At 63.8% G+C, this 12,831-nt stretch carries 12 protein-coding genes and 2 pseudogenes; 3 read left to right on the top strand and 11 right to left on the bottom strand.

The genetic code is table 11. The features are described from left to right. Window positions 1-22: 22 nt before the first annotated feature. The 3 genes and pseudogenes from HB778_RS01545 to HB778_RS01555 all read right to left on the bottom strand — a co-directional run bounded on the left by HB778_RS01545 (window position 23) and on the right by HB778_RS01555 (window position 3,156). Window positions 23-1,273, bottom strand: a complete 1,251-nt coding sequence (locus HB778_RS01545; RefSeq protein ID WP_183460911.1) for a Zn-dependent hydrolase — start codon at window positions 1,271-1,273, stop codon at window positions 23-25. Next, complete coding sequence (locus HB778_RS01550; protein ID WP_244661759.1) at window positions 1,274-1,687, bottom strand: endonuclease domain-containing protein; 414 nt, start codon at window positions 1,685-1,687, stop codon at window positions 1,274-1,276. Window positions 1,688-1,826: 139 nt separating this feature from the next. Continuing rightward, window positions 1,827-3,156: pseudogene (locus HB778_RS01555) on the bottom strand (aspartate aminotransferase family protein). Between the two features lie 242 nt (window positions 3,157-3,398). Between HB778_RS01555 and HB778_RS01560 the strand changes: the two are divergent. After that, window positions 3,399-4,034, top strand: a complete 636-nt coding sequence (locus HB778_RS01560; RefSeq protein WP_183460915.1) for a TetR family transcriptional regulator C-terminal domain-containing protein — start codon at window positions 3,399-3,401, stop codon at window positions 4,032-4,034. Window positions 4,035-4,040: 6 nt separating this feature from the next. On the opposite strand, the gene HB778_RS01565 is transcribed toward HB778_RS01560, so the two are convergent. After that, complete coding sequence (locus HB778_RS01565) at window positions 4,041-4,913, bottom strand: helix-turn-helix transcriptional regulator (RefSeq protein ID WP_183460917.1); 873 nt, start codon at window positions 4,911-4,913, stop codon at window positions 4,041-4,043. A 104-nt stretch (window positions 4,914-5,017) separates the two neighbouring features. On the opposite strand from HB778_RS01565, the gene HB778_RS01570 reads away from it, so the two are divergent. Then, complete coding sequence (locus HB778_RS01570) at window positions 5,018-5,857, top strand: SDR family oxidoreductase (protein ID WP_183460919.1); 840 nt, start codon at window positions 5,018-5,020, stop codon at window positions 5,855-5,857. Further along, on the top strand, window positions 5,854-6,576 hold the full coding sequence (locus HB778_RS01575; protein ID WP_183460921.1) for an SDR family oxidoreductase: 723 nt from the start codon (window positions 5,854-5,856) through the stop codon (window positions 6,574-6,576). The genes HB778_RS01570 and HB778_RS01575 overlap by 4 nt, the downstream gene beginning before the upstream one ends. A gap of 9 nt (window positions 6,577-6,585) precedes the next feature. Here the strand turns inward: HB778_RS01575 and HB778_RS01580 are convergent, their stop codons facing one another. The 7 genes and pseudogenes from HB778_RS01580 to HB778_RS01610 all read right to left on the bottom strand — a co-directional run bounded on the left by HB778_RS01580 (window position 6,586) and on the right by HB778_RS01610 (window position 12,777). Further along, the gene (locus HB778_RS01580) at window positions 6,586-6,963 is read right to left on the bottom strand and encodes a DoxX family protein (RefSeq protein ID WP_183460923.1); all 378 of its coding nucleotides are present in this window, start codon (window positions 6,961-6,963) and stop codon (window positions 6,586-6,588) included. Between the two features lie 69 nt (window positions 6,964-7,032). Next, a complete protein-coding gene (locus HB778_RS01585; RefSeq protein ID WP_183460925.1) occupies window positions 7,033-7,491 on the bottom strand; it encodes a carboxymuconolactone decarboxylase family protein in 459 nt (152 codons plus the stop codon). A gap of 11 nt (window positions 7,492-7,502) precedes the next feature. After that, window positions 7,503-8,033 (bottom strand): RrF2 family transcriptional regulator, encoded by a 531-nt coding sequence (locus HB778_RS01590; protein ID WP_183460927.1) that lies wholly within the window; start codon window positions 8,031-8,033, stop codon window positions 7,503-7,505. Between the two features lie 359 nt (window positions 8,034-8,392). Beyond that, window positions 8,393-9,706: an NAD-dependent dihydropyrimidine dehydrogenase subunit PreA gene (gene preA / locus HB778_RS01595; protein ID WP_183460929.1), complete on the bottom strand. Its 1,314-nt coding sequence runs from the start codon at window positions 9,704-9,706 to the stop codon at window positions 8,393-8,395. A gap of 275 nt (window positions 9,707-9,981) precedes the next feature. Continuing rightward, window positions 9,982-10,560, bottom strand: a pseudogene (locus HB778_RS41135) (class I SAM-dependent methyltransferase); the annotation flags it as partial. Between the two features lie 5 nt (window positions 10,561-10,565). Beyond that, complete coding sequence (locus HB778_RS01605; protein ID WP_183460931.1) at window positions 10,566-11,921, bottom strand: NAD(P)-dependent oxidoreductase; 1,356 nt, start codon at window positions 11,919-11,921, stop codon at window positions 10,566-10,568. 121 nt (window positions 11,922-12,042) lie between these two features. Then, window positions 12,043-12,777 carry a gamma-glutamylcyclotransferase gene (locus HB778_RS01610; RefSeq protein WP_183460933.1) on the bottom strand — a complete coding sequence of 245 codons (735 nt, stop codon included), beginning with the start codon at window positions 12,775-12,777 and terminating at the stop codon, window positions 12,043-12,045. Between the last annotated feature and the right edge of the window lie 54 nt (window positions 12,778-12,831).

A 12,831-nucleotide genomic window follows, 5' to 3' on the forward strand; every position in this document is an offset into this window, starting at 1 on the left:
TTTGGAATCTAGATGTCTAAGTTCACTCCACGATGACGGCCGTCTCCACCACCGCGTGGAACAGAACGTCAGCGCCAGCCGAGGCCCATTCCTTGGTGATCTCTTCGGCCTCGTTGTGTGACAACCCGTCAACACACGGGCACATCACCATGGCGGTCGGCGCGACGCGGTTGATCCAGCAGGCGTCGTGGCCGGCGCCCGAGACGATGTTGCGGTGGGTATAGCCGAGGCGGTCGGCGGCATCGCGGATGGCCTTGACGCAGCCCGCATCGAAAGTCACGGGATCGAAATGGCCGACCTGCTCGATCTTATACTGAATGTCGAGTGCCTCGCAGATCGTGTCGATGCCTTCGCGGATGCGGCCGTCCATGGCATCAAGCACTTCCTTCTCGGGCGAGCGGATGTCGATGGTGAAGACGGTGCGGCCGGCAATGATGTTGCGCGAGTTCGGGAACACTTCCATGTGGCCGACCGCGCCGACGGCATCGGGCTGATAGTCCATGGCGATCTCGTGCACCAGTTCGATCACGCGGGCCATGCCGAGCCCGGCATTGCGGCGCTTGGGCATCGGCGTCGAGCCGGTATGGGCTTCCTTGCCGGTCAGCGTCACCTGCAGCCATTTCAGGCCCTGGCCATGGGTGACGACGCCAATGTCGATGCCTTCGTCCTCGAGGATCGGCCCCTGCTCGATATGCAGTTCGAAGAAGGCGTGAATCTTGCGATCACCGACCTTCTCGGTGCCCTTCCAGCCGATGCGCTCGAGCTCCTCGCCGAATTTCTTGCCTTGCTTGTCGGTATGCTCGTAGACATCGGCCTGGTCGAGCACGCCGGCGAACACGCCCGACGCCATCATCGCCGGCGCGAAGCGCGCACCTTCCTCGTTCGTCCAGTTGGTGACGACGATCGGATGTTTTGTCTTGATGTCGAGATCGTTGAGCGAGCGCACGATCTCCAGGCCGCCAAGAACGCCGAGCACGCCGTCATATTTGCCGCCGGTCGGCTGCGTATCGAGATGGCTGCCGACATAGACCGGCGGGAGGGTTGGGTCCGTGCCTTCGCGGCGGGCAAACATCGTGCCCATCTCGTCGACGCCCATTTCCAGCCCGGCGGCATCGCACCAGCGCTTGAACAGATGCCGGCCCTCGCCATCCTCATCGGTCACGGTCTGGCGATTGTTGCCGCCGGCAATGCCGGGGCCGATCTTCGCCATTTCCATCAGCGAATCCCACAAACGGTCTGAATTGATTCGCAAATTCTCGCCGGGTGCGGCCATTCAAAACCTCTCCAATTGCGCGGCGTCCCCCTCCCCCTCGAGGGGAGGGTGGCCGCGAAGCGGTCGGGTGGGGTCGCCTGACATAAGCTCGACCTTCCCCTTGACCGCCTGCGCGACATGCCAAGCGCTGTTTATGACATCGGGCTCGTCAACGCGAAAGATATCGAAGCCGAGCGAACGCAGATAGGCATCGCGGACGGCGTCGTGCCGCTTGCCCCTTTCATACTCGTGCAGATCGCCATCCACCTCGACCACCAGCTTCACACCAAAGCAGGCGAAGTCGACGATGTACGGCCCGATCGGGCACTGGCGGCGAAACTTTATGCCGATCGATTTGAGATCGCGCAGCTCATACCAGAGCAGGGATTCACCCTTGGTCGCGTGAACTCGAAGCGCGCGCGCCTTCTGGCGCATTTCGTAGCTCACACGAGTGCGGGGCATCAGCGGCGGCCTCGCGGCAAAAGATCAGGTCGGCGTCCGGTCGCACCGACCCCACCCGACCGCTTCGCGGCCACCCTCCCCTCGAGGGGGAGGGATATCCGCGCCCAGATCATCAATCGATCGACCTCAGCACTTCACGCACATGGTCGATCAATTCGTTGATCTGGCCCTTGGTGATGATCAGCGGCGGCGACAGCGCGATGATGTCGCCGGTGGTGCGGATCAACGCGCCGCGCTCGAACGCCTTGACGAAGGCCGAGAAGGCCCGCTTGGTCGGGCTGCCGGCGATCGGCGCCAGTTCGATCGCACCGATCAGGCCAATGTTCCTGATGTCGATGACATGCGGCTCGCCCTTCAGCGAATGCAGCGCGTCTTCCCAATAGGGCGCCAGTTCCTCGCCACGGGTGAGCAGGCCCTCTTCCTTGTAGGTGTCGAGCGTGCCGAGTGCCGCCGCGCAAGCGATCGGATTGCCCGAATAGGTGTAGCCGTGGAAGAACTCGATCATGTGCTCGGGGCCAGTCATGAACGCGTCGTGGATTTCCTTCTTCACGAACACCGCGCCCATCGGGATGACGCCGTTGGAGACGCCCTTGGCGGTGGTCATGATGTCGGGCGTGACGCCGAAATAGTCGGCGGCGAACGGCGCTCCAAGACGGCCGAAACCGGTGATGACCTCATCGAAGATCAGCAGGATGCCGTGCTTGGTGCAGATTTCGCGCAGCTTTTGCAAATAGCCCTTGGGCGGCAGGATGACGCCGGTGGAGCCGGCGACCGGCTCGACGATGACAGCGGCGATGGTCGAGGCGTCATGCAATGTGACGATGCGCTCCAGCTCATTGGCGAGCTCCGCGCCATATTCCGGCACGCCCTTAGAGAAGGCGTTCTTCTCCGGCAGATGCGTGTGCGGCATGTGGTCGACGCCGCCGAGCAGCGTGCCGAACATCTTGCGGTTACTGACGATGCCGCCAACCGAGATGCCGCCGAAATTAACGCCGTGATAGCCGCGCTCGCGGCCGATCAGGCGGGTGCGCGCCCCCTCGCCCTTCATGCGGTGATAGGCGATCGCCATCTTCAGCGCGGTCTCGACCGATTCCCGAACCGGAATTGGTGAAGAAGACGTGGTCCATGCCCTTAGGCGCGAGGTCGACCAGGCGGTTGGCCAGTTCGAACACGATCGGATGGCCCATCTGGAAGGCCGGCGCATAGTCGAGTTCGGCGGCCTGATGCTGGATCGCCTCAGTGATCTTCGGCCGGCAGTGGCCGGCATTGACGCACCAGAGGCCGGCGGTGCCGTCGAGCACCTTGCGGCCATCGCTGGTGGTGTAATGCATGTCCTTGGCGGACACGAACATGCGTGGCGCCTGCTTGAACTGCCGGTTTGCCGTGAACGGCATCCAGAATGCGCTGAGATCGTTCGGCGTGACTTTCAGCCGGTTGGACATGACCAAGACTTCCCCTTGTAACCTGTTTCGGTGCGTCCAACGCTTGGTCTTTGCGCCGTTTTCATGCTACGCAAATTTTTGACCGATTGGACAAACGTTAGCACCGCCCTGTCGGCGGTCAAGGGATTACTAGCGGAAATGCGGCTCCTGAAGTGCGTTCCACAGCCCAGAGAAAAACTGGTCCAGAGAATTGGTCCAGATGCCCCTGAACGCGAGATTTGGCAACATGAGGGTTCGCAACGGTGAACACCGGCACGGAAGCGCCTCGCCGCACCCGCATCCAGCAGGAAAAGCGCGAGCTCATTCTGGAGGCGGCGCTCGAAGTGTTCTCCACCAACGGCTTCCGCGGCTCGACCATCGACCAGATCGCCGAAGCCGCCGGCATGTCGAAGCCGAACCTGCTCTATTACTTCCGCCGCAAGGAAGACATTCACGAGACGTTGATGCAGCGCCTGCTCGACACCTGGCTGGCGCCGCTGCGCGAGCTCGACGACATCGGCGACCCCATGACCGAACTCAGGAGCTACATCAGGCGCAAGCTCGAAATGGCGCGCGATTTTCCCCGCGAGAGCCGGCTCTTCGCCAATGAAATCCTGCAAGGCGCGCCACGCATCATGCCGCTGCTGGCCGGCGAACTGAAGACGCTGGTCGACGAGAAGGCCGCCGTCATCAAGGGCTGGATGCGTGCCGGCAAGATCGCCCGGACTGACCCCTGGCACCTGATCTTCTCAATCTGGGCAACCACGCAGCACTATGCCGATTTCGACGTCCAGGTCCGCGCCGTGCTCGGACCGAACCGCGGCGGCGACGGCCGCTTCGAGGACGCGGCACGGTTCCTGGAGCAACTGTTTCTTGAGGGGCTGAAGCCGAGGGGCTGACCCCTCTCAGGCGCTGCGCCGCTCGGCCGGCAGCGCGTCCAGCAGCTTCTGCAGCTTGGCGATCGAGTTGTGCTCGGCGAGCGGCGTGTAGACGATCAGCTTCATATCGGAGCCGTCATCGATCGACAGGCTCATATGCTCGAACACCATCGGGCCGGCGATCGGGTGGCGCAGATGCTTCATGCCGGACAAGCGGTGCACGACGTCGCGTTGCGGCCACCATTCCCGGAACTCCGGACTTGAGCGCATCATCAGCGCGATCAATCGCTCGAAATCCGGATCGCCGACATATCTGGCGCTCTCGGCGCGGAACGCGGCAAGGGTTGCACGCGCCAGCTGCTCCCAGTCGACCAGCAAATGCCGCCGGTGCGGATCGGTGAACACGCCGTGGATGATGTTGCGGGCGTCGCCCTCGAGCAGGCCATAATCGCCGAAAATGGCGACGGCCGCGTCATTCCAGGCCAGCACGTCCCAGCGCGGACCGACGACATAGGCGGGCTGCAGGACAAGGCTTTGCAACATATGCAGCAAGGGGCCTTCGACCTTTCCTGCCGCGATGCGCCGCCGCTCCGGCTGCTGGCGGCCGGCAAGCGTGAAGAGATGCCGTTTCTCGGCGGCGTCGAGGCGCAACGCCCCGCACAGCGCCGTCAGCACCTCCACGGAAGGCCGCACGTCCCTGCCCTGCTCCAGCCAGGTGTACCAGGTGGCGCCGACGCCTGCGATCATCGCCACCTCCTCGCGGCGCAGGCCTGGCGTGCGCCGCCTGAGGCCGGTCGTGATGCCGGTCGCCGAGGGCGTCAGCCTTTCGCGGCGTGAGCGCAGGAAAGCGCCGAGTTCGCGCCGGCGGCTGTCTTCAGCGGAATGAGAGGGAGCGTCCATGATGTCTATTATAGCAGTACTGATACCAGGATAAAGTTTGAACTGTTTGAGATCCGTGGGACGTCCCATCTTGCGTCTGGAGCAACAGACAGGAGGCTCCCGACATGGACCTGAAAGACAAGACAATCCTCATCACCGGCTCGACCGACGGCGTCGGCCGCGTCGTCGCGCAACGGCTGGGTGCCGCCGGCGCCCGCGTGCTGGTGCACGGCCGCGATGCCGCGCGTGGCAAGGCCGTGGCAGCCGAAATCGAGGCCGTCGGCGGCGGAGCCGAGTTCTTCGCCGCCGACCTCGCCTCGCTGGCCGAAATTCGCCGCCTTGCCGAGGCCGTGCGTGCCCGAACGGACCGGCTCGACATCCTCATCAACAATGCCGGCATCGGCACGGCAGGCGCCAAAAGACAGATCAGCGCCGATGGCTACGAACTGCGTTTCGCGGTCAACTATCTCGCCGGCTTCCTGCTGACCTCGGAACTTCTGCCGCTGCTGAAGGCGAGCGCACCAGCGCGTATCGTCAATGTCGCCTCGGCAGGCCAGCAGGCGATCGACTTTGGCGATGTCATGCTGACCCATGGCTATAGCGGCGTGCGTGCCTACTGCCAGAGCAAGCTGGCGCAGATCCTGTTCACCGTCGATCTGGCGGAGGAACTGAAAGGCACCGGCGTCACCGTCAATGCGCTGCATCCGGCGAGCTACATGGACACGACCATGGTCAGGCAGGCCGGCGTGACGCCATGGAGCTCTGTCGAAACCGGCGCCGACGCCATCGTTAATCTGGCGACCTCATCCGCGCTCGCAGGGCGCAGCGGCCTCTATTTCGACGGCCTGCGCGAATCCCGCGCCGATGCCCAGGCTTACGACGCCAGGGCAAGGCAACAATTGCGAAGCCTGAGCCTCGACCTTGTCGGCCCAGCCTCCCCAGAATCCAGGGAACAGCACTCATGACCAACACCACCGAACACACAGTCATCATCGGCGGCTCCTCCGGCATCGGCCTGGCAACCGCGCGCAAGCTGATTGGGCCCGGCATGAAGGTGACGATCACCGGCCGCAACCAGGACAAGCTCAACGGTGCCTGGAAAAGCCTCGGCGGCGCCGCCGACAAGGCCGCCTTCGATGCTTCGAAGCCGGACGAGGTGCGTCAGTTCTTCGAGCGTCTCGGCCCGTTCGACCACCTCGTCCTGGCGGCGAGCGGCGGCAAGGGCCTCGGCCCGTTCGCGACGCTCGACCTTGCCGATATCGGCAGCGGCGTCGAGGAGAAGGTGCGGCCGCAACTGTCCTGCCTGCAGGCCGCCTTGCCGACGCTCAACAAATCGGGGTCAGTAACCTTCATCTCGGCGGTGTCGGCTCAGGTCACCATGCCCGGCGTCGCCGGCATCGGCGCCGTCAACGGCATGCTGCTGACCGTGACGCCGATCCTGGCTGTCGAACTGAAGCCGCTGCGCGTCAACGTCGTCGCGCCTGGTGTGATCGATACGCCGTGGTGGGATTTTTTGCCTGAGGACCAGCGGCAGGCGGTTTTTGCCGAATATGCCGGCAAGACCCCTGTGGGCAGGATTGGCCGCGCCGAGGACGTCGCCTCGGCGATAGCCTTCCTCGTCTCCAACGGCTTCATGACCGGCCAGGTGCTGACCTGCGATGGTGGTCTGCGGTTCGCGGCGTGACCTCAGCCTTTAAACGGACTGCGCGATCAGCGTCAGGAAACCACCGCTCAGCGCGACATTGCCGACGAAGCCGTTGATGCGCGCCGCGCGGTCCGGGCCTTGATGATCCCAGAAATTGTGGACCATCGGCGTCGCTGCGATCAGGAACAGCACCAGCACCGCGCAGGCGATCGCGGTCCACAGCCCAGCGATCACCAAGGCGCCGGCAAGGATCTGCAGGACAATGCCGGCCCACAGCGCCAGCCGCGCCTGTGGCACGCCGCGCGCGGCCATCAGCCCGGTGAGGAAGGCCGCGTTCTGGATGTTGCGCAGGCCGGCGAAGACGAAAGCGCCGCCGAGCAACAGGCGGCCGAGAAACAAGAAGGTCGATGGTAAATCGGCAGGCATAAAACACTCCCCTTGAAAACAGTTGGAGCGCCACCTCCTCGACGGCGCTCCAAAACACATCAGGACAAGTCAGGCCGCCTTGGCGGCCGGCATCGGATGAATGGCCTGGAACGGGATGCACAGCCGGTTCCAGGTGTTGATCATGCCCAGCGCAACGGACAGCTTGACCAGTTCCTCTTCCGAGAAATGCTCGAGCGTGCGGGCGTAGAGTTCGCCCGACACGCCATTGTTGGCGATCAGGGTCACCGCCTCGGTCCAGGCGAAGGCGGCGCGCTCACGCGGGGAAAACAGCGGCGATTCCTTCCAGGCCGCGACAAGATAGAGCCGCTGTTCGGTCTCGCCATCGCGCCGCGCCTCGCGGCTGTGCATCTCGACGCAGTAGGAGCAGCCATTGATCTGCGAGGCCCTGAGCTTGATCAGGTGCAGCAGGCCGACCTCAAGCCCGCATTCGTCGACCGCCTTGTTGAGCGCCGACACCGCCTTCATGATCTCGGGCGCCTTGGCGAAAAATTGCAGTCTCGGCTTCATCGTCTTTCCTTTCACATCTGCTTTGGGGTTTGCGGGGTTGAATTGGGTTTCTGCGGCCGCTGGTGGCGCGCAACGAAGGCGCAGCTGGCGGCAAAGGATCTCGGATCGCCCTCTGCCGCGTAGTCCGCCACGATGTCGGACAGCTTTGTTTCGGCGAGCGCTGCCCGATAGGCCCGCTCCGCCTTCAGCATCGCGGCATTGATGCCGCAGGGTTTGACATAGGCCGAGGCATCGATCTTGACCGGGCCGTTGCGGCGGATTTCGCCGCAGCGAAACGCCGGTTCGCGCCCTTCGACCGCCAGCACGATGTCGAGCAGCGTGATGCGTTCGGCCGGCCGCGCCAGCCGGTAGCCGCCAGCCGGACCCGATACCGATTCCAGGATGCGCTCGGCGGTCAGCATGTTGAGATGCTTCAAGAGATAGCTCGGCGACAGTCCGAAGGCTTCGGCGAGCGCCGCACCTGGCATGGTGCTGTTGCCCTCGACGCTCGCCAGCGTAGCAGCACAGTGGATGGCAGCTTCAACGCCCTCGCCCAGCTTCATGATGATGCCGATCTCCTATTTATGGATATCTTTTATCGTGGATAATTTTTATCTGCAATAGGGAAATGCGGAAATGCACATGTTCGCGATGGCTTCACAGGACTTGGGTTCCTCGCACCCCGCAAAGCGGGGAGAGGTGGCCCGGCGAAGCCGGGACGGAGAGGGGGACGACCTTTGTGAAGTCAAAACCGGTGAGGAATCAGGCGCAAGCAAGATGAAAGGCGATCTGAAGCCTGGGTAAGCTCCCAGTCGTCCCGAAAGTCCCTCTCCGTCCCGGCTTCGCCGGGCCACCTCTCCCCACTCCGTGGGGCGAGGAACCCAAGTTCTGCCAAGCAGCCCTACCTGCGCTGGAGCAAGCCCTACTCCGCAGCCACCTTGGCCATCGGGTTGTTCGGGTGCGTCGTCCAGTTGGCGTAGACCGGCGACACCGGCTTGCCGGTGCGCTGGTCCATCACGCCGGCGGCCAGCGGCTCCATGGTGATGCAATTCTCGACCGGGCAGACATTGACGCAGAGGTTGCAGCCGACGCATTCGGCCTCGATCACCTCGAAATGCCTGACGCCGTCGACCATGCTGGTGATCGCCTGGTGCGAAGTGTCCTCGCAGGCGATGTGGCAGCGGCCGCATTTGATGCAGGCGTCCTGGTCGATACGCGCTTTGGCGACATAGTTGAGGTTGAGATACTGCCAGTCGGTGACGTTGGGCGTGGCGCGGCCGACAATGTCGTCGAGCGAGCGGTGGCCCTTCTCGTCCATCCAGTTTTCCAGGCCGGCGATCATCTCCTGCACGATCTTGAAACCGTAGGTCATCGCCGCCGTGCAGACCTGCACATTGCCGGCGCCGAGCGCCATGAATTCGGCCGCGTCACGCCAGGTGGTGATGCCGCCAATGCCGGAGATCGGCAGCCCATGCGTTTCCGGATCGCGCGCGATTTCGGCCACCATGTTCATGGCGATCGGCTTCACCGCCGGGCCACAGTAGCCGCCATGCGAACCCTTGCCGTCGATGGTCGGCTGAGGCGCGAAGCTGTCGAGATCGACACCGGTGATCGAATTGATGGTGTTGATCAGCGACACCGCGTCGGTGCCGCCGGCGAGTGCGGCGCGCGCCGGCTTGCGCACATCGGTGATGTTGGGTGTCAGCTTGGTGATGACGGGCATGCGGGTGTTGGCCTTGCACCAGCGCACCACCATTTCGATATATTCCGGCACCTGGCCGACGGCAGCGCCCATGCCTCGTTCCGACATGCCGTGCGGGCAGCCGAAATTAAGTTCGATGCCGTCGGCTTCCGTCTCCTCGACCACCGGCAGGATCGCCTTCCAGCTCTCCTCGACACAAGGCACCATCAGCGAAACGACGATGGCGCGGTCGGGCCAATCCTTCTTGACCTGTTTGATTTCGCGCAGATTGACCTGCAGGTCGCGGTCGGTGATCAGTTCGATGTTGTTGAGGCCGAGCAGGCGCCGGTCGGCGCCCCAGATCGCGCCGTAACGCGGGCCGTTGACGTTGACCACCGGCGGACCTTCCTCGCCCAGCGTCTTCCACACCACGCCGCCCCACCCCGCCTTGAAGGCGCGGACGACATTGTAGGCCTTGTCGGTCGGCGGTGCCGAGGCCAGCCAGAACGGATTTGGCGATTTGATGCCGACGAAATTGTTGCGGATGTCTGCCATGACAGGTCCCTTTCAGCCGAGACGAAGAAGCAGTTCAACGGGTGCGAGAATACCGCCTTCAAGCGCGGCGGTGATATTGGCGATCTTGGTGCGGGCATCTTCGCCCATGACCAGGCCGACGCCGGGCGCCGGCTTTTTCCTTCCGCCTGTGCGGCGGCCATCCGGGCACGTATCGCGGCGAAGAATTCGACGGCGAAAGCACCACGCTGCCTCTCGGCGACGACGGAGAAGCCGGAAGCCGTGGCCGCCGAGCGATAGTCGTCTGGCGTGGCGACAAAGGACATGGTCTCGTTGGAGGCCCATGGCACGGGATAGGTCAGCGCGCCGTCCTTAAGCCGCATCACATCGTAGACCGCAAAAACGCCGCCCGGCCTGAGCACGCGCGCGGCCTCGCTCATCAGCCTTGCCTTGTCGGGAAGGTTCATGCCGACATGCAGGATCATGGCCGCGTCAAAGCTGGCGTTGGCGAACGGCATGTCCAGCGCGCTGCCTTGCACGAACCGGACTTTGTCGGCAATTCCCACCCGCTTCGACAGGCTGGTCGCGACGTCGACATAGCTTTGCGTGAGATCGATGCCGGTGACATCGGCGCCGGCATGGTTGGCGGCAAAGCGGGCCGGACCACCCACCCCGGAACCAATGTCGAGCAGCCTGGCTCCGGGCTTCAAACCCATCTGGCCAAGCAGTTCCCTGGTGGCGGCGATACCGCCAATGTGGAATTCGTCGACCGCTTCAAGATCGCCGGCACGCAGATGGGCAATGTCCACGCCGGTATCGGCGAGCGCGGCAAGGATGCGCTGCTCGAGACCAGCTATGTCGTAGTGACGGGCGACGCCCGGTTCCACCGTGGCCATGATCCTTATCCCCGCGTCAGACTCCTGTGTATGCTCTCCGCCGCATCGCGCCCCTGCGCCACGGCCGAGACGGTCAGGTCGTCGCCACCAAAGATGCAGTCGCCGCCGGCCCAGACCTTGGCCAGCGATGTCCGCCCTTCCGCATCGACCTTGATGCGGCCGGCTTCGAGCTCGATCGCGGCGCCGCTGCCATTGAGGGCGGCCGGGACAAAGCTCTGGCCAATCGCCTTGAATACCTGGTCGGCAACCAGCGTCAGCGTCTCGCCGGTACCGGCGAGCTTGTCGCCGTTGAGCGCTGTGTATTCGAGTTCGATGCCTGACACCTTCCCGCCTTCGGCAATGACCCGCTTCGGCTGCAACCAGTGGCGGATGGTGACGCCGTTGGCGGCGGCCAGATCCTGCTCGAACCCGGAAGCGTTCATATGCTCCTGGCCGCGCCGGTAGCAGATCGTCACCTCCTCGGCGCCGAGGAGTTTTGATTGCACGGCCGCGTCGATCGCCGTCATGCCGCCGCCGATGACGACGACGCGGCGGCCGACCGGCAGGCCGGAGAGGTCGCTGGCCTGGCGCAGTTCGGCGATGAACTCCACCGCATTGGTGACGCCGGCGGCATCCTCGCCATCGGCGCGCAGCGCGTTGACGCCGCCAAGTCCCATGCCGAGGAACACCGCATCGTAATTGCGGATCAGGTCGGAGAGCTGGTAGTCGCGGCCGAGCGCCTTGCCGTTCTGGATGTCGATGCCGCCGATCGCCGTGACATAGTCGACCTCGGCCTGGGCGAAATTGTCGACGCTCTTATAGGCGGCGATGCCATATTCGTTGAGGCCGCCGGCCTTCGGCCGCGCTTCCAGTATGGTCACGTCATGACCATGGCGGGCGAGCCGGTGCGCGGCGGCAAGGCCGGCCGGGCCGGCGCCGACCACGGCGACCGTCTTTCCGGTCGGCTCCGGGCGTGGATAAAACTGCTTGTTCTCGGCCATCGCGACATCGGTGGCGTAGCGCTGCAGCCGCCCGATCTGCACCGGCTTGCCCTCCGCCACCTCACGCACGCAGACCTCTTCGCACAGCGTTTCGGTCGGGCAAACGCGGGCGCACATGCCGCCAAGGATGTTCTGGTCGAAAATGGTCTTGGCCGAGCCGATCGGGTTGCCGGTCGAGATCTGGCGGATGAACAGCGGAATGTCGATCGAGGTCGGGCACGCGTTCATGCACGGCGCGTCATAGCAGAAATAGCAGCGGTCGGATCCGACCAGCGCCTCGTGATGATCGAGCGGCGGATGCAGGTCGGAAAAATTGTCCGCGTACTGCTCGGCCGCAAGCCGGCCGCCGACGATACCTTCCTTGAACTGGCCTTCTGGCATTGTCAGTTCCCCATGTTTTCGTTTTGGGGAAGGCTAGCACGTTTTATTTTTTTATCAATTGGTCAATTTTCACCGCAAGCTGCTGAAAAGGCTCGATAAAAACATGATTTTTTCACTCATGTTATGCAGTGGACGGCTGCTCTTGCCGGACTGGATGGTCCTCGCCGACCGGCCGGCCATAAATAGCCCGCACCTCGTCCGCCACCAGTTGCTGCAGCCGCCACAGATTGCGGTCGTGGATGCCGAACGCTTCGAGATGGCTGACCGTGTTGTAGAGATATTCGGCGCCGGAGCCGATATGGCCACAGGCTCTGGCAAGCACGCTTGCCACTCTGTCCAGCGGCTGGCCGAGTGACGTTCCCCTGCCCTTCACGCCAACCCAGAAACCGAGCGCCCGCAGCGTGCCTTGCGCCGTATGCACAGGCAGCCACCGGACCGAGCTGACGCTCTCATGGTCGCTGATCTCACGCCGCAGCAGCCTTTCGATCTGGGCCGGCTTTTCGCCCTCCGGCAAGCGGTAGATCACCCCATTGCAGCGCCCGCCGCGCTCGAGCGCCATCATCAGCCCCGGCTGCGCGGCGCTGCCGCGCCAGCGCACCATGTCGAGGCAGAAGGAGCGATGCCAGCCGAAGGCCGTGGCGAGCCGCTGCTCGACCGATCTGAATTCCGGTTTCCAGATCAGCGAGCCGTAGGCGAACACCCAGAGCGGCCCCTCATCCGCGTCGCCGGAAAGCCGCAAGGCAAGGCTCTGGAAATCCCCGTCCTTCAACTCGGTCCAGCTTGGGTCCGGGCCGGGATCGGCCTCTTCCCTGTGACACAGTGCGACAAGCTCTGGCGTGAGCGACATAAGGCGCATGAACAACCCCCTTGCCGTACAAAAATCGAAAACCGCGGGCGCGCAACCGGGGAA

This window comes from Mesorhizobium huakuii (assembly GCF_014189455.1).
In the GTDB taxonomy this organism is placed as follows: domain Bacteria; phylum Pseudomonadota; class Alphaproteobacteria; order Rhizobiales; family Rhizobiaceae; genus Mesorhizobium; species Mesorhizobium huakuii_A.